Genomic DNA, 20,498 nt, shown 5'->3' with positions numbered 1-20,498 from the left:
GACCTCAGGCCGATCGAGAACTCCTGCACCCTCACGCCCTTCCCGAGGTCTACCTGTCCAAGGTGGCCACGGACGACGACCGCTTGAGGCTCGTCCCGTAGCACCGAAGAACCAGATCCGGACGACCTGTGACGCTCGTGGGACGGTAACCCGTGGCGTTCCAGATGAAATGCGGGTGGGCGCAGCCGAACATGTAGGAGAGCAGCGCGGTGTCCTCCCGCCCGGTCCGGGCGTCGTACAGCGTGTAGAACATCTCGGATCCGACGGCGCCGGCGTCCTGCTGGACCTCCCGGGCGCGGTCGGGGGACGCCGCGTCCATGGATGCCTCGACGGCGGCGATGTAGGTGCGTCGCAGGATCTCCCATGTGCTGTCGGTCCTGCCCAGCCAGGGGCCGTGCAGGGCTTCGAAGGCATGGAGTTCGGCGTCGAAGAGGGGCCATGTCCGGGGGAACTGGGCACGGCAGAGTGCGGACAGCTCGGCGGTCCGGGAGCTCAGTGCCGGTGCGGTGGGCCGCGGGCCGATGCTCAGGGTGGTGCCGTGGGTGAGGATGCCGGTGCACGGGTCGGGTTGCAGTTCGCACAGCGGGCAGTCCTCGGCCGGGGACAGGCCCTCGGTGATGCCGTCGAACCACAGGGCGTGCCGGCCCGTGAGTCCCATCCAGACGATGGTGCTGGTCATCAGCCAGGTGTTCCACATCGGTTCATGCGCCTCGGGCGTGCAGCCGTACTTGATGAGGGCGATGGTGCAGGCGGCGTAGAGCGCCTTGGTGTGGGTGGCCATGTCGGAGAGCCAGAAGTTGCTGATCTCGCCGGTGAGGGAGTCGACGCGTACGTCGGCCATGTCGTCGATGACGCGGCACAGCAGCAGGGAGGCGAGATGTTCCTCCTGCCAGAGTTCCGTGTCGGGTGAGACGTGCCAGAACAGGCAGTCCAGCATCTGCAGGGCTGAATAGGTGCTCTGGCTCAGCGGGTTGGTCTGGGGGAGCGTGACGCCACCCGCGTGGTGCTGTTGGAGCCAGTGCTCGTCGACGGACCGCTTGTGGGCCGCGTAGAGTCCGCCGACCAGGGCCCGTGCGCTGTTGGTGCTGAAATCCTCGGCCAGGCGGCCTTCCACGAGCTGGGTGATGTGCGCGGTGTCGATGGTGTCGATGACGCGCTTGTACTCGTGGAAGACGAGGATGTCGTCCTCGAAACGGTGGCGGAGGCCGAGGTCTCGTTCGAGGTCGTTCAGCTGCCGGACCCAGATCCATCCAGCGGTCAGGACGCTGTCGAGCTCCCGGCGGTAGGGCCAGGCCTTGACGGTGAGGGGACGCCCCGCGCTCTGCCGCCAGCCGTAGTCCTCCAGCGTGCGGGCCGGCGGTGTGGGCAGCCGGCGGCACAGCGGGCAGGTGCAGGAGGCCGCCTGCTCCTCCTCGCGCGGCGGGGTCGAGGCCCGGGTCCGCCAGGCTCCCTCCAGCATCACGCAGGTCAGCCGGCAGATCTCGACATCGGTGCTGACCTGGGGGAAGGCCGCTTCTATCAGGCCGAGGGCGGTCTCGAGCCGTTTCAGCCTGGCGTAGCCCTCCTCGTCGGGCGGGAGGAAGGCGGGTTGTGCCAGGTGGAGGGCTCCCTCCACCCGCAGTGTGGTGCCCCCGTCGCCGGAGCCGGGGGTGCCCAGCCGCTGCCGAGCGGCGTCGTGGGAGCTTCGGAACGGCTCCGCGGTCCCCTGGACGCGCTTCACCATGAGCCGGGCCAGAGCGTTTCCCGCCTCCGTGGGCTGGAGCTGGGCGCCGGGCTGCGCCGGAAGCAGGCTGTTGGCGGACGCCGCAGGAACAGCCCCCACGATTCGCGATCTCATGCTGGTCTCCCATTTAGCCGTGGTCATGACAACAAGTCGATCAACCGTGGTTGTCGACCGGTGTGTCCGAGTACTTCAGTACTTTCCGCGAGGGCCTCTCACGGCCCGTCAGGTGTGCGCGCTCGCCACCGGGGCCAGGGGGCCGGCGGTTGGCGTCGACCAGGGAGATGTCTGCTGATGGGGGGTGCGGACCGTGAGGTCGAGCGTGACGTCCTGAGGCATGCGCTTCCTTTCGGGAGACGGCGACACAGAGTCCCCGTCCTGCGCACGGGTGGCCGAAACGGCCACCCGCGCCCTCGAACTCAGCTTCTATGGCCGAAAGTTGAACCGAGAAGTGATACGAGGCTGCCCAGAGCGTAAATGATCTACGCGTGACCTCACCGTGATGTCCGTTACTGCCTAAGCCTCTTGAGCTGCGTATACTGCCTCCCCGCCCACATACGTCAGCGCGACACCCGTCTCCGCGATCGACTCGGGCGGCCCGTCGAAGGGGTCGCGGTCCAGCACCACGAGGTCCGCGAGCGCGCCCACCCGCACCGTGCCGGTGTCGTCGAGATGGTTCACCTGCGCCGATCCCGCGGTGTACGCGGTCAACGCCTCGGCGAGATTGATGCGTTCGCCGGGCAGGAAGACCGGGGCGCCGCTGTTCCCGGGGACCCTGCGGTTGACGGCGACATGGATGCCCTGGAGCGGATCGGGGCTGCTGACCGGCCAGTCGCTGCCGGCCGCGAGCCGGGCGCCGGAGCGCAGCAGCGCACCGAACGGGTACTGCCACGCGGCCCGTTCGGACCCCAGGAAGGGGATCGTCAGCTCGTCCATCTGCGGTTCGTGCGCGGCCCACAGCGGCTGGATGTTCGCCGTTGCCCCCAATCGCGAGAAGCGCGGCACGTCTTCGGGATGCACGACCTGAAGGTGCGCCAGATGCGGCCGGGTGTCACTCGGCCCGTTCGCCGCTCGCGCCGCCTCGATCGCGTCCAGGGCGTCGCGTACGGCCCGGTCGCCCAGCGCGTGGAAGTGGCACTGGAAGCCGAGCGCGTCCAACTCGGTGACGTACTTGGGGAGTTGGCCCGCGTCGATGAAGCTCTTGCCCCGGTTGGCGGTGGCGCAGCCGCATCGGTCCAGGTAGGGGTCCAGCAGCGCGGCCGTGCCGTTCTCGGCGACACCGTCCAGCATCAGCTTCACGCTGGTGGCGCGGAACCGGCCGTGGCTCAACCCGGCCCGCTTCTCGACGAGTTCGGGGATCTGCTCGGCGCCGTGCTCCCGGTCCCACCACAGCGCCCCCACCACCCGCGCGGTCAGGGAACCGTCCCGCGCGGCCGCCAGATACGCCCCCGACGGATCGTCCATGCCGAGGAAGTCCCCGACGAGCGCGTCCTGCCAGGCCGTGATGCCGAGCGCGTGCAGATGCCGCTGGGCGTGCAGCAGCGCCGCCAGCCGGTCGGCCGCCGTGGCCGGGGGAGTGAGCCGCCCGACCAACTGCATCGCCCCCTCCTGCAGTGTCCCGCTCGGCTCACCGGCCGCGTTCCGCTCGATCCGCCCGTCCGCCGGGTCGGGCGTGTCGCGGGTGACGCCGGCCAGTTCCAGGGCGCGGCTGTTGACCCAGGCGCCGTGGTGGTCGCGGTTGGGCAGATACACCGGCCGGTCGGGTACGACGGCGTCCAGCAGCTCCTTGGCCGGTGTGCCGCCCTCGAATGCTTCCATGGACCAGCCGCCGCCGAGGATCCACTCCCGTTCCTGATGCGCCTCGGCGTAGGCGCGCACGAGTGCCACCGTCTCCGCCGACGATGTCGCCTCCGTCAGATCGCACTGGCCGAGTTCCAGCCCCGCCGGTATCGGATGGACATGCGCGTCCTGGAAGCCCGGCAGCAGCAACCGGCCCGCCAGGTCGACGACTTGGGTGCGCGGCCCGGAGAGGCCGAGCACCTCGTCGCCTCCGACGGCGGTGATCCGGTCGCCGGTTACGGCCACGGCGGTCGCGGTCCGGCCCTCGGGAGTGAGGACCGGACCGCCGCTGAAGAGAAGGTCTGCGTGCATGTTCCGTTTCCTAGCCGGCGGTCGTCAGGAGGGCGGGTGCGTCGGCGTCCGTGCCCCGGCCGGTGCGGAAGTACGGCGATCTGCGCACCCACTTGGCCCAGGCAGCGGCCACGAACCCGGAGGCGATCATCGCCACGGGGGCCAGGAGCAGGAACCACCCGTTGTCCGCGCGGAGTTCGAGATGGTCGGTGGAGGAGTAGAAGGACCAGCCGAGATAACCGCCGAGTCCGAGCAGCGCGGCGGCGCTGAGCGCCGGCAGCACCACCGCCCGCAGCCCCTCCCGCCGGTTCTCCCGCAGTAGCGAACGGAAGCGTACGGCCGCCGCCAGCGCGGTCAGCGCGTACGACAGGGCGACCACGATGCCGACCGCGTTCACCGTGGCCATGATCATGTCGGCGAGCCGTGGAATCACCAGGGCGAGGGCCGCGACCGCCGCCGCCAGCACGCCGATCAGCAGGGTGCCGACGGCCGGAGTGCCGTAGCGGGCGCTGACCTTGGACCACACCGGTCCGAGCGTACGGTCCCGGCTCATCGCGAACATGCCCCGGGCCGTCGGGATCACCCCGGCCTGCAGGGAAGCCACCGCCGAGAACATCAGCGCGACCAGCGGCAGGGCGGCCAGTGGCTGCGAGGCCAGCCGGTCCCCGAAGTACGCGAGCCCCTGGGCGCCGTGACCCGCCAACTCCGGCTCGGACAGGACCCGTTGGAAGGCGATCGAGCCGAGCAGGAACAGGGCCAGCATGGTGAGCAGGGTGATGAAACCGGCGCGGGAGGCGTCCCGGGGCTCCCGCACCTCCTCGTTGACGCTGAACGCGGCCTCGAAACCCCAGTAGCAGAACACCGACAGGATCAGCCCCTGTGCGAGGGCCGACGCGGAGGGGATCGCGAACGGGTCGAACCAGCTCAGGCTGAAGGCGTGCGGGCCGGTGACGATGCCGTATCCGCAGAACCCGAGCAGGACGACGTACTCGAAGACCAGCAGCCCGGTCTGGAGGCGGGCGGCCGTGCGGACGCCGGTGACCGCGGTGACGGTGACCGCGACCAGCACGACGATGCCGACGGTGGTCGTCTGCGCCGTCGAACCCGGATCCAGGGCGAGTCCGGCGATCCGGTGCAGGCCCGCCTCCCCGGCCAGCTGGATCAGCGCCGATCCGGTGACCGCGGTGGTGTACGCGAGGAAGGCCACCGTCGCGACGATGTTCACCCAGCCGGTCATGAAGCCGAGCCAGGGGCTGAGCGAACGGCCCACCCACACATAGCCGTTGCCGGCGTTCGGCTCCACGCGGTTGAGGCGGGAGTAGGCGCCCGCGATGCCCAGCACCGGCAGGAACGCCAGCAGCATGATCGCGGGCAGATGGAGCCCGACCACGCCCGCCGTGACGCCGAGCCCGATGCCGATACTGGTGGTCGCGGCCGTGCTGGACGCGGCGATGGCGACGCCGTCGAGGACGCCGAGGGACTTGCGCAGCGCGGGGCGCGCCGGAGGGCCCGCGGTGAGGGGCTGGTCGGACATGGGCGGTTCTCCGCTCGCACCAGGGGGCCAGGCAGGCCCCGGTGAACGCACATGAAACTGCCCGGGCACTTAACAGGTCAACACTGTTGTCATAAGGTGCGGGCACCGGCCCCGAGGAGGCAGTCCATGAGCGAGCGAGTCGTCCCGCCCGACGCACGGCGGCGCAGGCGGCCCACCAAACAGGGCGTCGTCCTGTCCGACGAACTGATCGTCGCCACGGCCCTGCGACTGATCGAGGAACACGGCACCGAGGCGCTGTCCGTGCGCCGCCTCGGCCGCGCCCTGGGCGCCGACCCGAGCTCCCTGTACCGCTACTTCCGGCACACCGACGACCTGATGCTCGCCGTCGCCGACGAGCTGATCGGCCGCACCCTGCGCGTCTGGCGGCCCACCGGGGACTGGCGGGCCGATCTGCGCGAGCTCGGCCTGCGCATGCACGCGGGCGCGCTCGCCCACCCGCGCGCGGCGGTGCTCAGCTCCTACCGTGTCACCGGGCGGGCGTACGAGATCCAGGCCGTGGAGACGATCCTCGGCGTCCTGCGCGGAGCCGGTTTCCCCGGCCCCGAGGCCGTCCGCATCTACCACGTCTTCGTCGACCAGGCCCTCGCCTACGGCGCCCTGGACTCGGCGAGCATCGCCCTGCCCAGGGCGGCACAGGAGGCCGAGACGGCCGTATGGCAGGCGACGTACGCCGGACTGCCCGCCGAGACCCACCCGAACATCGCCGCGACGGCCCGCCACCTCGTCACCGACATGGGCGGCAGCTCCTATCCGGCCGCCCTGGACCTCCTCCTCACGGCCGCGGCGACGCGCCTGACGGAAATCCGGTCACGGGCCCAGGACAACAGCCGGACCGATCAAGCCGGTTGACCGGGGTACCGCCCGGCGAGTGAATCGGGCGGAGCGGGATATCCGAGGGGAGTGGGCGGCGGGGTACGGGCCCCGCGCCCCCCGACCGTTCGGAGGAGACATGCCGCTGGTTGAAGCGGGCTTCGTGGTGCTCGACTGCGCCGAGCCCGAGAAGCTCGCCGTGTTCTACAAGGAGCTGCTGGAGGCCGAGGAGACGGACGCGACCGCCAACCGCGTGGAGATCAGGGGCGCGGACGGCACCCGCATGGCCTTCCGCCGCGATGTGAACGCGACCCCGCCGAGCTGGCCGCGCCCCGAGAACTCCCTCCAGGCCCACCTGGACTTCGTGGTGGAGGACCTGGACGCGGTGGAGCGCAAGGTGGTGGAGCTCGGCGGACGCCCGCTGGAGACGAAGGACGCGTCCGGCCCGTTCGAGGAGCGTGGCTACGCCGACCCGGCCGGCCACTCCTTCACCGTGCGCCGCACCACCCCGACGGCACCCAAGCAGGGCTGAGCCGGAGGGGGCGTCCGGCGGATCGGCCCGGCGTCCGGGGACACGGTGTGTCCAGCCCGCCGGCCCGCTGCGCCGGACGCCCCCCGCCGTCAGTCCCGGCCCTCAGGATCGGCGGTCGGCCAGACGCCCGTGGAGCGCTCGATGGCCTTGGCGCCGCCCCGGTCCACCGCGCTGCGCACCACGGCGAAGATCGCCCCCTGCACCGCGGCGGCCAGCAGGATCTCCCCCCAGCCGCGGTCCCGGTCCAGGGCGTCGGGCGCGTCCTCCTCATGCCGGATCGCCATCCATGTCTTACGGAAGGCGAGCCCCGCCACGGACCCGCTCACCCAGCCCATCGCGAACCCCAGCGGCTTGTAGGCGAGGGGCAGTTTCAGCTTCTTCTTCTTGGTCTTGGCCACGTGGTCTCCTCGGTCGCACGGTCCGGTTGCTCACTCGCTCGGTCAGGGGCGCCCCCGCGCCGGCACCTCCTCACCCGCCGGCACCGGCCCGGGCGCCGTACCGTCGCCGAACGGCCGCCCGCCCAGCTCCTCGCGGTGATGCGGCGCGAGCCAGCCCGACAGATCGGGCCCGAGCGGCACGATACGGGTCGGGTTGATGCCCGTGTGGACCTGGTGGTAGTGCCGCTTGATGTGGTCGAAGTCGACGGTGTCACCGAACCCGGGCGTCTGGTACAGATCGCGGGTGTACGCCCACAGCACCGGGTGCTCCGCCAGCTTCCAGCGGTTGCACTTGAAGTGGCCGTGGTAGACGGCGTCGAAGCGCACCAGCGTGGTGAAGAGCCGGATGTCCGCCTCGGTGATGGTGTCACCGACGAGATAGCGCTGCCGCTCCAGCCGCGGAGCGAGCAGTTCCAGCCGCCGGAAGACACCGGCGCACGCGGCCTCGTACTCCTCCTGGTCCGTGGCGAACCCCGCCCGGTACACACCGTTGTTGACGTCCTCGTAGACGTCCGCCATCACCGTGTCGATCTCGTCGCGCAGGGTGTGCGGGTACAGCTCGGGAGCGCTGTCGCGGTGCAGGGCCGTCCACTCGGTGGCGAGGTCGAGGGTGAGCTGCTGGTAGTCGTTGGTGACCAGCTCACCGCTGGGTATGTCGACGATCGCGGGCACGCTCACCCCGCCCGGGTGACCGTTCTCCCGCCGCTCGTAGGCCTCGGCGAGGTAGCGGATGCCGAGGACCGGGTCGCGGCCGTCCGGGTCGAGGGTGAAGCGCCAGCTGCGGTCGTCCTGGACGGGGTCGGCGATCCCCATGGTCAGCGCGTCCTCCAGGCCCAGCAGCCGCCGGGAGATCACCGCCCGGCTCGCCCACGGACAGGCACGGCTCACCACCAGCCGGTAGCGGCCCGCCTCCACCGGCCACCCGTCCCGCGAGTCCGCGGTGATCCGGTCCGTGAAGTGGCTCTTGGACCGCTTGAACGGCTTCGTGCCGTACGTGTCGTTGCCCCCGCCGCCCATGGTTCCTCCCTGCGATGCACGAGCACTGACTACCGCGTTCCCCGAATTCCGTACCCCGCACGGTGTGAGCCGACCGCGGAGGGGCAGTCGGCGAAGGTGAGCGGGACATCGCAGACAGGCTCGGACACGAAGCCCACGACGACCTCGGCCCAGGAGCCGACGACCACCTCGGCCCAGGAGCCGACCACAGCCCCGGCCAGGGAGCCGACGAGCACCTCGGACCCGAAGGCCGACCGGCGCACACGCGTCACCGTCCTCGTGGCCCTCGCGGCGAATCTGGTGATAGCCGCCGCCAAGGCCGTCGGCGGCCTGGTCGCGGGGTCACCGGCGCTGCTGTCGGAGGCCGCGCACTCGGTGGCGGACAGCCTCAACGAGGTGTTCCTGCTGGCCGCCCTGCGCCGCAGCCGCCGCCCCGCCGACCAACGCCATCCCTTCGGCTACGGCAAGGAACGCTTCTTCTGGTCCTTGCTCGCGGCCGTCGGGATCTTCGTCATGGGCGGCTGCTTCTCCTTCTTCCAGGGCTTCGAGGCCTTCAGGAACGGCGCCGAGGAGAAGTTCAGCGGCTATGTGGTCGGCCTGATCGTGCTCGGCGTCTCCTTCCTCGCCGAGGCCACCTCCCTGCTGCGGGCCCTGCACCAGGTGCGCCGCCAGGGGGGCAGCGCCGGCCTGCGCGACCCGGCGCTGCGCACCGTGGTCGCCGAGGACGGCACCGCGGTGCTCGGCGTGACCCTGGCCGCCGTCGGCATGGCCCTGCACATGGTCACCGGGCAGGTCGCCTGGGAGGCCTCGGCCTCGCTCGCGATCGGCGGTCTGCTCGTCTACGTCGCCTACCGCCTCGGCCGCGAGGCCCGCGACCAGCTCATCGGGGAGGCCGCCGACCCCGCGGCGGCCGACCGGATCCGGGAGTTGCTGGAGGACCAGCCGGAGATCGACAGCGTGGAGGCGCTGTTCACGATGAAAACCGGCCTGGACCAGGCCCTGGTGGCCGCCCGCGTCGACCTGGTGCCGGGCCTGGACAGCGAGCGGGTCGAGGAGGTCGCCGACCGGATCAAGCGGACCGTCGCGGACAGCGTCCCGGAGGTGGACCAGATCTTCCTGGACATCACCGACCGGCCCGCCCGCGAGGCACGGGAAAGCCCCGCCGCGACGGGGGAGCGCGGCGGGGCCTGACGCACGCGTGCCCGGCGGATCCGGGTTCATGCGTACCTCGACGAAGATTTTTTTCCGAGCCCGCGCCGAGCCCGCGTCCGGCCCGCGCCGAGCTTGCTTCCGGGCCCGCGCACGAGCCGGTTGCGCGGGCCCGGGACACGGCTCTTCGGCCGGCCGGGGTCAGCCCTTCGCGGCGACCGGCTCCAGCACGAACACCGGGATCTGCCGGTCCGTCTTCTCCTGGTACTCGGCGTACGGCGGGTACGCCGCGACCGCCCGCTCCCACCACGCGGCCTTCTCCGCGCCGGTGACCTCACGCGCGGTCAGTTCCTGCTTGACCGGGCCGTCCTGCAGCTCCACCCGCGGCTCGCTCTTGATGTTGTGGTACCAGACCGGGTGCTTGGGCGCGCCGCCCTGCGAGGCGACGACGGCGTAACGGCCCTCGTGCTCCACCCGCATCAGCGGTGTCTTGCGGATCTTGCCGCTCTTGGCCCCGCGGGTCGTGAGCACGATGACGGGCATACCGGTGTCCAGCAGCGTCGTCCCCTTCGTGCCGCCGGAGCTCTCGTACAGCTCCACCTGGTCGCGCACCCACTGCTGCGGGCTGGGTTCGTACTCGCCCTCAAGAGGCATGGCATCCGTCCCATCGTCGGGTCGTCGGCTGACTGACACCCTCCCTCAACACCTCGGCGACGCGGAATCATCCATGTCCGGTTCGCTCGTGGTGAACGGCCATCTCCGGCCAGAATGCCCGCGCCACCGATCTGGCCGAACTTGTCGTCGTTCCTTAGGTGCCTGGGGCATCTAATGAAGATCTGTACGACGCACCCTTCGTCTGCGAGGTCTGCCATGACGGAAACGGAACCGGTCGCCTTCCCCCAGGACCGGACCTGTCCCTACCACCCGCCGACCGCCTACGACCCCCTGCGCGCCGACCGCCCGCTGACCCGGATCACCCTCTACGACGGGCGTAAGGCCTGGCTGGTGACCGGTCATGCCCTCGCCCGCGAACTCCTCGCCGACCAGCGTCTGTCCACGGACCGGGGGCACCCCGACTTCCCGGCGCCCACCGAGCGGTTCGCCGCGGTGAAGAACCGGAGGGTGGCGCTGCTCGGCGTCGACGACCCCCGGCACCGGGTCCAGCGGCGGATGATGGTCCCCAGCTTCACCCTGCGCCGGGCGGTCGAGCTGCGTCCGCGGATCCAGCGGATCGTGGACGGACTGCTGGACGCGATGATCGAGAAGGGGCCGCCGGCCGAGCTGGTGGGCGCCTTCGCGCTGCCGGTGCCCTCGATGGTGATCTGCGCGCTGCTCGGCGTCCCCTACGCCGACCACGACTTCTTCGAGGGCCAGTCGCGCCGGCTGCTGCGCGGTCCCGAGGTCGAGGACGTCCACGACGCCCGCGACCGACTCGACGCCTATTTCGAGGAGTTGATCGACCGCAAGCTGGGCGACTCCGAGCCCGGCGACGGCGTGCTCGACGAACTCGTCCACCACCAGCTGCGCGAGGGGGTGCTGGACCGGAGCGAGGTCATCGCCTTCGCCACCATCCTGCTGATCGCCGGCCATGAGACGACCGCCAACATGATCTCGCTGGGCACCTTCGCCCTGCTCCAACACCCGGAGAAACTGGCCGAGTTGCGTGCCGACCCGGAGCTGATGCCGTCCGCGGTCGAGGAGCTCATGCGCATGCTGTCCATCGCGGACGGGCTGCTGCGCAGGGCGACCGAGGACATCGAGACGGGCGGCGCGACCATCCGCGCGGGCGACGGCGTGGTCTTCTCCACCTCGGTCATCAACCGCGACGAGGACGTCTACGCCGACGCCGACACCCTCGACTGGCACCGGCCGACCCGCCACCATGTCGCCTTCGGCTTCGGCATCCACCAGTGCCTCGGCCAGAACCTGGCCCGTGCCGAACTCGACATCGCCCTGCGCACCCTCTTCGACCGGCTGCCCGGCCTCCGGCTCGCCGCCCCGGCCGACGAGATCCCCTTCAAGCCCGGCGACACCATCCAGGGGATGCTGGAACTCCCCGTGACCTGGTAAGAGGCCCGACGCCCATGCGCATCGACATCGACAAGGACGTCTGTATCGGCGCCGGCCAGTGTGCCCTGGCCGCGCCGAACGTCTTCACCCAGGACGACGACGGCTTCAGCACCCTGCTCCCCGGCCAGGAGGACGGCGCCGGCGACCCGATGATCCGAGAGGCGGCCAGAGCCTGCCCGGTCACCGCAATCACCGTGACCGACACCTGAGTCCGGTTCGCGGCCGGCGGCCGGCCTTCCGTGTCGCGTCCGGCCCTCCGGGGCCGCCTGGCAACGGGACCTCCGGGCGTACGACGGCAACCGCATCGCCGTCCGCTCCCGGTACGAGTGCCGGGACGCCGACGGCCAGTGGTGACGCTCCTACGGCAACGAGCTGGGGGAGTTCGACGAGCACGGCCTGATGACCCGCCGCGAGGCCGGCATCGACGACGTGCCGATCGAGGAGGGGGAGCGCCGCATCCACGGCCCCCGGCCGGACTCCGAGCGAGGCGAGTCCTTCCCGCTCGCATAGGGTTTCGGGGTGACCGACCAGGCGGAGCATCCCGGGAGCCCCTTCCTCTACGTCGTCGTCTGCGCCGCCGGCATCGCCGCGGACGTCGGCGAGCTGATCACCGCCGCGCAGGAGCGGGACTGGGAGGTCGGGGTCATCGCCACGCCCGTCGCCATGAACGGGTTCTTCGACACCGACGCGGTGCGGGCACAGACCGGCCGCCCCATACGCTCGGCCTGGCGCACCCCCGGCGATCCGCGCCCCTTTCCGCCGCCGGACGCGGTCGTGGTCGCGCCGGCCACGTTCAACACCGTCAACAAGTGGGCGGCCGGCCTCGCCGACACCCTCGCCGTGGCCACCCTCTGCGAGTCCTGCGGCCTCGGTGTCCCGGTCGCCGTCCTGCCGTGCGTGGCCGACGCGCTGGCGGCCCATCCCGCCTATCAGGACAGCCTGATCCGGCTGCGGGGCATGGGCGTGCGGTTCGGCGAGCCCTACTCCGGCGAGCCCGGGGAGGACGGCACACGGCCGGAGTTCGGATGGCGGACGGCGCTGGACCTGCTCGGGCGGCGATGACCTTCAGCCCTCCGGCACGACGACGTACGCTCCCCTCTGGTACCCCATACCGAAGGCAGGAGCGGCAACGATGCAGTACGTGAAGCTCGGTTCGACGGGCCTGGACGTCTCGAGGATCTGTCTGGGCTGCATGACCTACGGCCTGCCCGACCGAGGCACGCACGAGTGGACGCTCGACGAGGAGGCCTCCCGCCCGCTGATCCGGCAGGCGCTGGAGGCGGGGATCAACTTCTTCGACACGGCGAACGTCTACTCGGACGGCACCAGCGAGGAGATCGTCGGCAAGGCCCTGCGCGACTTCGCCGACCGCGACGAGATCGTGCTCGCGACCAAGGTGCACGGCCGGATGCGGCCCGGGCCCAACGGAGCGGGCCTGTCCCGCAAGGCGATCCTGACCGAGATCGACCACAGCCTGAGCCGGCTGGGCACCGACTACGTCGACCTGTACCAGATCCACCGCTTCGACCCGCACACCCCGGTCGAGGAGACCATGGAGGCCCTGCACGACGTGGTGAAGGCGGGCAAGGTCCGCTACATCGGGGCCCAGCTGACTTTCGCAACACGCCCTAGCCGATCAGGGTCCGACCGCCCTCCAACATCAGCGTGGCACCGGTCAGATAGGCCATGTCGTCGCTGACCAGCGCGGCCACCGCACGCCCGATGTCGGTCTCCGGGTCGCCCATCCGGCCCAGCGGGATGCCGGCCACCACCTGCTCGGCCTTCTCCGGATGGGCGGCGAAGTACTCCTCGGCCGCCGGGCTCAGCGCGGCCGGGCAGACGACGTTCACCCGGATCCCGTACGGTCCCCACTCCCGCGCGGCGACGCGGCTCAGCCCCCGGATCGCCTCCTTGGCCATCGCGTAGGACGCGAACCCCGTCTCGCCCAGCACGGCGGCCGACGAACCGAGGTTGACGACACTGCCGCGGCTCGCCCTCAGGTGCGGCAGCGCTGCCCGCATCGCGTGGAAGGCCGCCAACGGCCCGCTGCGGTAGGCGAGTTCGACGTCGTCGTACGACGTCTGCTCCAGACGGCGCTGTACGGAGCTCTGCGCGTTGTTGACGAGCACGTCCAGGCCGCCGAACTCCCGGACGGTCTCCGCCACCATGCGCTCGACGTCGGCTTGTTCGCCCACGTCCCCGACGACGGTGTGCACCCGCCCGCCGCGCTCGACGATCACCTGCGCGGTGTCCTTGAGTCTGCCCTCGGTCCGGCCCGTGATCACCACGGCCGCCCCCTCGGCCGCCAGCGCGAGCGCGATGCCCCGGCCCACGCCCTGTCCGCCACCGGTGACCAGTGCGGTCTTCCCTGCCAGCCGCCGCATCACGACTCCTTCCAGAAGGGTCCCCAAGTGGGGAAGGCGTCCGGCAGCGCCGGTTCCCCGGCGCCCTCCCAGCCGGCGAATCCCACCCGCTGGGGGCGTTCGGTCACGTCGGCCGCGTACCAGTGCTGCTCGCGGCGGCGGGAGAAGTACCACTCGCCGTCCACGCGCGCGTAGTCGTCGAGGTAGCGGATGGCCATGACGATCCACCGCTCCCCCACCTCGTGCTCGGCGCGGCAGTAGACGGAGCCGGTGGCCGTGTCGCGGCCGGTGAACTCGATCCGGTGGCCGCAGATCTGGTGGACGGACCGGCGAAAGCCCCGGACGAGGGGCTCGATGTACGCCCGCAGCGCCTCCCGCCCGTGACCGTGCCGGCCCATGTCCACGTCGGGCCGGAAGCAGCCCGTCCAGGCGTCGAGGTCGCGGGCGTCCACGGCGAGCGCGTACCGCACGGGCAGCTGCTGGATGGCGAGGTGGGACTCGACCCGGTCGAGTCGGTCCTCGATCGGGGTCATGGCCTCGGCTCCTTCGGCAGGCCCAGGATCTGCTCGCCGATGATGTTGCGCTGGATCTCGCTGGACCCGCCGTAGATCGTCTCGGCCAGGGACAGCAGGAAGGAGCGCTGCCGGGTGTCCAGGTCGTAGTCCGCGCCCACGATCTGTCCGGCGGGGCCCGCCAGTTCCTGTGCCAGGTGGCCGAGTTGCTGGTGCCGGGTCGAGGCGTACAGCTTGGCCGTGGTGGCCTGGGCGCCCGGGGTGCGGCCCGCGGTGAGCTCGGCGAGGGTGCGCAGATTGGTGGTGCGCATGACGCGCACGGAGATCCAGGCGTCGACGATGCGGCGGCGCAGCATCGGGTCGTCGAGCGCGCCGCGTTCCCGGGCCAGCTCGATCAGCGACTCGGCCTCGCGCTCGAAGGTGAGCTGCTGGGGCAGGAGCGTGGTGCCGCGTTCGATGCCGAGCGTGGCCATCGCGGTGCGCCAGCCCTGACCGACCTCGCCGACGACCATGTCGGCGCCGGTGCGGGCGTCGGAAAGGAACACCTCGGCGAACTCGTCCTGGCCGGCGAGGTTGCGGATGGGGCGGATCTCCACGCCGGGCTGGTCGGTGGGCACCAGCAGCATGCTCAGCCCCCTGTGCCGGACGGAGTCCGGGTCGGTGCGGGTGAGGACGTAGAGCCAGTCGGCGTGCATGCCGAAGGACGTCCACACCTTCTGGCCGCTCACCACCCACTCCTCGCCGTCGCGCTCGGCGCGGGTGCGGACCGAGGCGAGGTCGGAGCCGGCGCCGGGTTCGCTGAAGCCCTGGCCCCAGAGTTCCTCGACGGCGAGGATCGGCGGGAGGAACCGCTTCTTCTGCTCCTCGGCGCCCACCTTGAGCAGCATGGGGCCGAGCAGGTCGAGGGCGTTGCCGGTGGCCCGGTAGGGGGCGTTCGCGCGGGCGTACTCGTACTCGAAGACGATCTCCTCCAGGAGTCCGAGCCCTCGGCCGCCGTACTCCCGCGGCCAGCCCACGCCCAGCCATCCCCCGGCGGACAGTTCGCGGTCCCAGGCCAGGCGGACGTCCCAGGCCGCGCCGTCGGTGGGGCCGCCGACGCCCCGGTGCTCGGCGAACTCCCCCACCAGATGGTCCGCCAGCCAGTCCCGCAGTTCCTCGCGGAAGTCACGCACCGCGGGTCCGAAGTCCAGCTCCATGTCTGCTTCTCCCTGCTCTCGGAGGTCTCAGATGCCGAGCCGGGCGGCCAGCAGCTCCCGGTGGTACGACGGTGTGCCGAGCAGCACCTCGGAACTCTTGGCGCGCTTGAAGTACAGGTGCGCGGGGTGCTCCCAGGTGAAGCCGATGCCGCCGTGGACCTGGATGCTGTCGCCGGCCACCTTGGTGAACGCCTCCGAGCAGAAGGCCTGCGCCAGGGCGGCGGCGACGGCGGTCTCCGTGTCGTCCCCGGCGTCCAGCGCCCACAGCCCGGCGTACGCGGCCGAGCGGGCGGACTCGATCTCCACCAGCATGTCGGCGCACTTGTGCTTGATCCCCTGGAAGGAGCCGATGGGCCGCCCGTACTGCACCCGGATGCGCGCGTAGTCCACGGCGGCGTCGAGAGCGGCGGCCGCTCCCCCGACCTGTTCGGCGGCGAGCAGGACGGAGGCGGTGGCGAGGGCGCGTTCGAGAACGGGCCAGGCGGTGCCCTCGGCGCCGATCAGCCGGGCCGGGGTGTCGGCGAACTCCAGGCGGGCCTGCTTGCGGGTCTGGTCGAGGGTGGGGAGAGAGGTGCGGGTGAGGCCCGGCGCGTCGGCGGCGACAGCGAAGAGGCTGACGCCCGATGCAGTGCGGGCGGCGACCAGGATCAGGTCGGCGAGGAGGCCGTCGGGGACGTAGGTCTTGGCGCCGGTCAGCCGCCAGCCGCCGGGGGTGTCGTCGGCGGTGAGGCGGATGGCGGGCTCGTCCCAGCGGCCGCCGTCCTCGGTGAGGGCGAGGGTGGCGATCGTCGCGCCGGAGGCGATGCCCGGCAGGAGGTCGGCCCGTGCCTGGTCGTCGGGGCAGCGCAGCAGGGTCTCGGCGGCCAGGGCGACGGTGGCGAAGTACGGCTCGCACAGCAGCGCGCGGCCCGCCTCCTCGAAGACGACCCCGAGCTCGACATAGCCGAAGCCCGAGCCGCCGTACTCCTCCGGTACGGCGAGCCCCTGCAGGCCCAGCTCGCCGGCCATCCGCCGCCAGACGACGGTGTCGTGGCCGCGCGGGTCGGCCGCCAGCCGGCGCACGGCCGCCTCGTCGGAGTACTTGGCCAGGAAGGACCGTACGACCGTGCGCAGTTCGTCCTGTTCCGGGCTGAAGGTGAGATCCATGCCGGGCTTCCCGTCCTCGCTGCGACGCGGCTGCCGAACGCTTGCCGCTCCCCGCTCCATACAGTTAGATAATTATAGTATCCGCACTGATTGCACCAGGAGCGCGACGTGACCGATCCCTATGCCCCGTTCACGAGCCTGACCTTCGAGCGGCCCGCGCCCGGCGTGCTGCGCGTCGTGCTCGACGCCCCGAACCTCAACGCGGTGGACCCGCGGATGCACGGCGAACTGGCCGACGTCTGGCCGGTGATCGACCGGGACGAGCTGACCCGGGCGGTGCTGGTCCAGGGGGCGGGCCGGGCGTTCTCGGCGGGCGGGACCTTCGACTCGATCCAGGCCCTGACCGAGGACCACGCGGTGCGCGCCCGGGTGATGCGCGAGGCGCGGGACATGGTGTACGGCGTGATGAACTGCTCCAAGCCGGTGGTCTCCGCGATCCACGGGCCGGCTGTCGGGGCCGGGCTGGTCATCGGCATGCTGGCGGACATCTCGATCGCGGCCCGCACGGCGAAGATCGTCGACGGCCACACCCGTCTCGGGGTCGCGGCCGGGGACCACGCGGCCATCTGCTGGCCCCTGCTGTGCGGCATGGCCAAGGCCAAGTACTACCTGCTGACCTGCGAGGCGCTCACGGGTGAGGAGGCCGAGCGGATCGGTCTCGTGTCGAAGTGCGTGGCCGACGAGGAGGTGCACGCCGAGGCGCTGCGCGTGGCGAAGGTCCTGGCCGCCGGTCCCGCGAGCGCCATCAGCTGGACCAAGCGGTCCCTCAACCACTGGTACCGCACCGCCCAGCCCGCCTTCGAGGCCTCGCTGGGACTTGAGTTCTTCGGGTTCGCGGGCCACGAGGTCGTGGAGGGCCTGGCGGCCCATCGCGACAAGCGCGCACCGGACTTCACGGCCGTGGCCGAGAAGCACCCGCTCGACCTGTGACGACGCCACCGAAAGGACCGACACATGACCACGCAGGACACCACGACCGAAATCCCGCCACTGGTGAAGGGGCTGACCTATGAGCAGATGCCGGTCGGGCAGGTCTTCCGGACCGCCCGCCGGACCGTCACCGAGACCGACCTGGTCAACTTCGTCACCTGGGGCGGCTTCACCGAGCCGCTGTTCTGGGACGCCACGCACGCGGCCGAGGGCGGTTACACGGGCCGGCTGGTCCCGGGCGGCCTGACGTACTGCCTCGCCGAGGGCCTGGTCCTGCAGACGAACGTCCTGCACGGCACCGGCCTCGCCTTCCTGCACATGGAACTGACCGTGCACGGTCCGGTGTACGTCGGCGACACGCTGTACGCCGTCGTGGAGACCACCGGCTCGCGCCCCTCCAGCAAGCCCGGCCGGGGCGTGGTGACCAGCAGGATCACCGTGCGCAACCAGCGGGACGAGGACGTGCTGGTCTACCGCCCGGTACGGCTGATCCGCGGCCGGGACTACGAGGCGCCGGCGCCCTGAGCGGGGCTCACCAGGGTCAGGCCGGTGCGCGGGCCGTCGGCGGGCGGGGCGGCGAAGGCTCCCCCGCGCACCCAGTCGGAGGGCATCGCGGGCCGGGGCGCGAGGTCGTGGTCGGGGACGGCCATCGCGTACAGGCGGGTGTAGCGGAACTTGGCCTCCAGGTTGTCCAGGACCGACCAGTACTCGTAGCCGCACACCTCCACCCCGGCGTCGACGAGCCCCGCCAGCCAGGAGAGCCGGGCGCGCAGCAGGGCCCGGCGTCGGGCGTCGTCGCGGTGTCCCGACTCGTCGACCAGGTCCAGGTCGCCCATGCCGTTGTCGACGACGGACAGCGGGGGCAGCAGGTCCCCGTACAGGTCGCACAGGCCCGCGACGGCGTCGGCGAGCCCCTCGGGGATGATCGGCCAGCCGTAGGCGGTGGTCTCCACGTCGTCGAAGGGGACGATCGCGAAGCCGAGGCCGACGAGCAGCCGGTTGACCTCGTTGAGGGCGCTGCGGCACTTCGTACTCGGCAGCACCCGGGGCAGGTTCTCGGGCGCGGTGACGCGGAACGGCGTGTGCCAGGACACGGCCAGCAGGTCCTGTGCGGTGGTGATGACGTCCAGGTCGCCGGGGCGGACGCAGCCGGTGGCCGCGACGGGCGCGACGTCGTCCTCGGTCACCATGTGCTCGCCGAGCAGCAGCGGGTCGAGGAAGACGCGGTTGGTCCAGCTCTCCAGGCGCTCCAGGGCGAGCCGGTCGTAGGGGTCGTCGGTGGCCGGGTAGCCGCCCACGAGGGTGACCGTGGTCCCGATCCGGCCGACGGCTCCCGTGGCACGCAGTGCCTGGGTGGCGAGTCCGTTGGCGAGGAGGATGTGGTGGACGGCGGGGAGCCCGGCGCGGCCCGCGCCACGGCCCGGTGAGTACATTCCGGCCACATGGTCGGCGAGGGTGGGCCCGGCCAGGTCGGTGGAGGTGACCCAGCGTTCCACCCGGTCGCCGAAGCGGCGGCCCAGCTCGGCCGCGTACACGGCGAAGTGCTCGGCGGTGTCGCGGGCGAGCCAGCCTCCGGCGCCGTCCAGCCATGGCGGCAGCGTGCGGTCGACGAGGGTGAGAGCGGGCCGCTTCCCTTGGGCGAGCCGGGCGTCGAGCGCGCGCTCGCAGCGGTCCAGTGCCCGCCGGTCCCAGCTGCCCGGGCCGTCGGGCTGGAGCAGGGGCCAGCCGGCGACCATGCGGTGCGTGTCCGCGGTGACGCCGAGCAGCTGCCGGATGTCGTCGGTCCACTGCCCGAAGTGCCCGCCCCGCTCCTGAGCGGGCGGCGGCGGGGCCGCGACGGCGTCCGCGGTGGCGACCCCCCAGTCGACTCCGCGCAGCGATTCATGCAGGAAACCATCGCTCATGGTTACCGTCCAGGCGGTCAATGGTTTAGCGCATTCAACTGAATGTCCGCCGACCGGACGCTAACACTTCACGCAAAGCACGACAATGTTTCGGCCATATCTCGTCGGTATGTAAAGCCCGTGCCCGACGGGCTACTCCCCGAACGGCCGGAACTCCTCCTCCCGCCACCAGGGGTATACGGCCGGCAGGTCCTTGCTCACCAGGCCGGGGAAGGCGGGCGGTCGCTTGGCGAGAAACGACTCGACGCCCTCGACGGGGTCCGGGCCGCCGCCGATCTGGCTCATGATCCGCGAGTCCAGCCGGTGCGCGGTCATGGGATGGGACTCGCCGAGCATGCGCCACATCATCTGGCGGGACAGGGCGACGGAGACCGCGGAGGTGTTCCCGGCGATCTCCCGGGCGAGTTCGTACGCCGCCGGGAGCAGTTCCTGCGGCGGGTGGACGGAGCGGACCAGCCCGGCCGCCAGCGCCTCCTCGGGGCCGAAGACGCGGCCCGTGGCCACCCACTCCATGGCCCGCTGCATGCCCACCGCCCGGGGCAGGAACCAGCTCGCGGCGGACTCCGGCACGATCCCGCGACGGGCGAAGACGAAGCCGAACTTCGCCGTCGTCGACGCCAGCCGGATGTCCATGGGCAGCGTCATGCTCGCCCCGACACCCGCCGCCGGGCCGTTGATCGCCGCGATGACCGGCTTGGTGCTGGCGAAGATCCGCAGCGCCACCCGGCCGCCGGTGTCCCGGTGCCAGGCGCCCGCCTTGCGGTGGTCGAACGACGTACCGCCGGAGCTGACGTCTGCGCCCGCGCAGAAGCCGCGTCCGGCGCCGGTCACCACGATCACCCGCACCTCGTCGTCCGCGTCGGCCGCGTCCAGGACGTCGAGCAGGTCCTGCATCATGCGCGGGTTGAAGGCGTTGAGCTTCTCGGGCCGGTCGAGGGTGACCGTGAGGATCCGGTCGGCCAGTTCTGCCCGTACGGTCTCGTACTCCTGCTGCGGCATGCGCGTCCTCCGTCACTCCGCGACCCGGTTTCCAGAAAGCTTAATTAGT

Annotated in this window: 20 protein-coding genes and 2 pseudogenes; 10 read left to right on the top strand and 12 right to left on the bottom strand. The window is 71.5% G+C overall.

Translation table 11 applies throughout. From position 1 onward, the window contains the following. Window positions 1-49: 49 nt before the first annotated feature. From ABZT17_RS16435 to ABZT17_RS16425, 3 genes are all read right to left on the bottom strand, one after another. Window positions 50-1,837: a hypothetical protein gene (locus ABZT17_RS16435; protein ID WP_356349071.1), complete on the bottom strand. Its 1,788-nt coding sequence runs from the start codon at window positions 1,835-1,837 to the stop codon at window positions 50-52. Window positions 1,838-2,236: 399 nt separating this feature from the next. After that, window positions 2,237-3,871, bottom strand: coding sequence for an amidohydrolase (locus ABZT17_RS16430; RefSeq protein WP_356349069.1), 1,635 nt, complete (start codon window positions 3,869-3,871; stop codon window positions 2,237-2,239). A 10-nt stretch (window positions 3,872-3,881) separates the two neighbouring features. Beyond that, window positions 3,882-5,384, bottom strand: coding sequence for an APC family permease (locus ABZT17_RS16425; protein WP_356349067.1), 1,503 nt, complete (start codon window positions 5,382-5,384; stop codon window positions 3,882-3,884). Between the two features lie 126 nt (window positions 5,385-5,510). On the opposite strand from ABZT17_RS16425, the gene ABZT17_RS16420 reads away from it, so the two are divergent. Next, window positions 5,511-6,254 carry a TetR/AcrR family transcriptional regulator gene (locus ABZT17_RS16420; protein ID WP_356349064.1) on the top strand — a complete coding sequence of 248 codons (744 nt, stop codon included), beginning with the start codon at window positions 5,511-5,513 and terminating at the stop codon, window positions 6,252-6,254. A 100-nt stretch (window positions 6,255-6,354) separates the two neighbouring features. Then, window positions 6,355-6,747 carry a VOC family protein gene (locus ABZT17_RS16415; protein ID WP_356349062.1) on the top strand — a complete coding sequence of 131 codons (393 nt, stop codon included), beginning with the start codon at window positions 6,355-6,357 and terminating at the stop codon, window positions 6,745-6,747. 89 nt (window positions 6,748-6,836) lie between these two features. On the opposite strand, the gene ABZT17_RS16410 is transcribed toward ABZT17_RS16415, so the two are convergent. Together ABZT17_RS16410 and ABZT17_RS16405 are read right to left on the bottom strand one after the other, a co-directional pair. Further along, window positions 6,837-7,145 carry a DUF4235 domain-containing protein gene (locus ABZT17_RS16410; protein ID WP_356349060.1) on the bottom strand — a complete coding sequence of 103 codons (309 nt, stop codon included), beginning with the start codon at window positions 7,143-7,145 and terminating at the stop codon, window positions 6,837-6,839. Between the two features lie 42 nt (window positions 7,146-7,187). Then, the gene (locus ABZT17_RS16405) at window positions 7,188-8,201 is read right to left on the bottom strand and encodes a glutathione S-transferase C-terminal domain-containing protein (protein WP_356349057.1); all 1,014 of its coding nucleotides are present in this window, start codon (window positions 8,199-8,201) and stop codon (window positions 7,188-7,190) included. A gap of 258 nt (window positions 8,202-8,459) precedes the next feature. On the opposite strand from ABZT17_RS16405, the gene ABZT17_RS16400 reads away from it, so the two are divergent. Then, window positions 8,460-9,371 (top strand): cation diffusion facilitator family transporter, encoded by a 912-nt coding sequence (locus ABZT17_RS16400; RefSeq protein WP_356349089.1) that lies wholly within the window; start codon window positions 8,460-8,462, stop codon window positions 9,369-9,371. Window positions 9,372-9,530: 159 nt separating this feature from the next. Here ABZT17_RS16400 and ABZT17_RS16395 read toward each other — a convergent pair whose 3' ends face one another. Then, on the bottom strand, window positions 9,531-9,983 hold the full coding sequence (locus ABZT17_RS16395) for a nitroreductase family deazaflavin-dependent oxidoreductase (protein WP_356349055.1): 453 nt from the start codon (window positions 9,981-9,983) through the stop codon (window positions 9,531-9,533). A 216-nt stretch (window positions 9,984-10,199) separates the two neighbouring features. Here ABZT17_RS16395 and ABZT17_RS16390 point away from each other — a divergent pair, with 216 nt between their 5' ends. From ABZT17_RS16390 to ABZT17_RS16370, 5 genes and pseudogenes are all read left to right on the top strand, one after another. After that, a complete protein-coding gene (locus ABZT17_RS16390; protein ID WP_356349053.1) occupies window positions 10,200-11,399 on the top strand; it encodes a cytochrome P450 in 1,200 nt (399 codons plus the stop codon). Window positions 11,400-11,413: 14 nt separating this feature from the next. Further along, window positions 11,414-11,608, top strand: a complete 195-nt coding sequence (locus ABZT17_RS16385; RefSeq protein ID WP_356349051.1) for a ferredoxin — start codon at window positions 11,414-11,416, stop codon at window positions 11,606-11,608. A gap of 67 nt (window positions 11,609-11,675) precedes the next feature. Beyond that, window positions 11,676-11,909: pseudogene (locus tag ABZT17_RS16380) on the top strand (DUF1348 family protein); the annotation flags it as partial. A gap of 9 nt (window positions 11,910-11,918) precedes the next feature. Then, window positions 11,919-12,461, top strand: coding sequence for a flavoprotein (locus ABZT17_RS16375; RefSeq protein WP_356349049.1), 543 nt, complete (start codon window positions 11,919-11,921; stop codon window positions 12,459-12,461). A 70-nt stretch (window positions 12,462-12,531) separates the two neighbouring features. Continuing rightward, window positions 12,532-13,005 (top strand): annotated as a pseudogene (locus ABZT17_RS16370) (aldo/keto reductase); the annotation flags it as partial. 22 nt (window positions 13,006-13,027) lie between these two features. Here the strand turns inward: ABZT17_RS16370 and ABZT17_RS16365 are convergent. Genes ABZT17_RS16365 through ABZT17_RS16350 form a run of 4 tightly spaced genes read right to left on the bottom strand, consistent with a single transcriptional unit; the run spans window position 13,028 to window position 16,616 of the window. Further along, complete coding sequence (locus tag ABZT17_RS16365; RefSeq protein ID WP_356349046.1) at window positions 13,028-13,783, bottom strand: SDR family oxidoreductase; 756 nt, start codon at window positions 13,781-13,783, stop codon at window positions 13,028-13,030. Further along, a complete protein-coding gene (locus tag ABZT17_RS16360; protein WP_356349044.1) occupies window positions 13,783-14,295 on the bottom strand; it encodes a nuclear transport factor 2 family protein in 513 nt (170 codons plus the stop codon). Before ABZT17_RS16360 ends, ABZT17_RS16365 begins: the two co-directional genes overlap by 1 nt. Then, window positions 14,292-15,470: an acyl-CoA dehydrogenase family protein gene (locus ABZT17_RS16355; RefSeq protein ID WP_356349041.1), complete on the bottom strand. Its 1,179-nt coding sequence runs from the start codon at window positions 15,468-15,470 to the stop codon at window positions 14,292-14,294. The genes ABZT17_RS16360 and ABZT17_RS16355 overlap by 4 nt, the downstream gene beginning before the upstream one ends. Before the next feature lie 27 nt (window positions 15,471-15,497). Next, the gene (locus ABZT17_RS16350) at window positions 15,498-16,616 is read right to left on the bottom strand and encodes an acyl-CoA dehydrogenase family protein (RefSeq protein ID WP_356349039.1); all 1,119 of its coding nucleotides are present in this window, start codon (window positions 16,614-16,616) and stop codon (window positions 15,498-15,500) included. 108 nt (window positions 16,617-16,724) lie between these two features. Between ABZT17_RS16350 and ABZT17_RS16345 the strand changes: the two genes are divergently transcribed. Both ABZT17_RS16345 and ABZT17_RS16340 read left to right on the top strand, forming a co-directional pair. Then, on the top strand, window positions 16,725-17,546 hold the full coding sequence (locus tag ABZT17_RS16345; protein ID WP_356349036.1) for an enoyl-CoA hydratase/isomerase family protein: 822 nt from the start codon (window positions 16,725-16,727) through the stop codon (window positions 17,544-17,546). Window positions 17,547-17,570: 24 nt separating this feature from the next. Then, a complete protein-coding gene (locus ABZT17_RS16340; protein ID WP_356349034.1) occupies window positions 17,571-18,071 on the top strand; it encodes a MaoC/PaaZ C-terminal domain-containing protein in 501 nt (166 codons plus the stop codon). Here the strand turns inward: ABZT17_RS16340 and ABZT17_RS16335 are convergent. Both ABZT17_RS16335 and ABZT17_RS16330 read right to left on the bottom strand, forming a co-directional pair. Then, window positions 18,050-19,450, bottom strand: a complete 1,401-nt coding sequence (locus ABZT17_RS16335) for a family 1 glycosylhydrolase (RefSeq protein ID WP_356349032.1) — start codon at window positions 19,448-19,450, stop codon at window positions 18,050-18,052. The two genes, ABZT17_RS16340 and ABZT17_RS16335, sit on opposite strands and share 22 nt — an antisense overlap. Window positions 19,451-19,582: 132 nt before the next feature. Beyond that, window positions 19,583-20,449 (bottom strand): crotonase/enoyl-CoA hydratase family protein, encoded by an 867-nt coding sequence (locus ABZT17_RS16330; RefSeq protein WP_356349029.1) that lies wholly within the window; start codon window positions 20,447-20,449, stop codon window positions 19,583-19,585. Between the last annotated feature and the right edge of the window lie 49 nt (window positions 20,450-20,498).

The sequence above is a fragment of the Streptomyces sp. NPDC005648 genome, from assembly GCF_040605395.1.
GTDB lineage: Bacteria > Actinomycetota > Actinomycetes > Streptomycetales > Streptomycetaceae > Streptomyces.
This window is presented reverse-complemented; position numbering and strand designations above follow the sequence as displayed.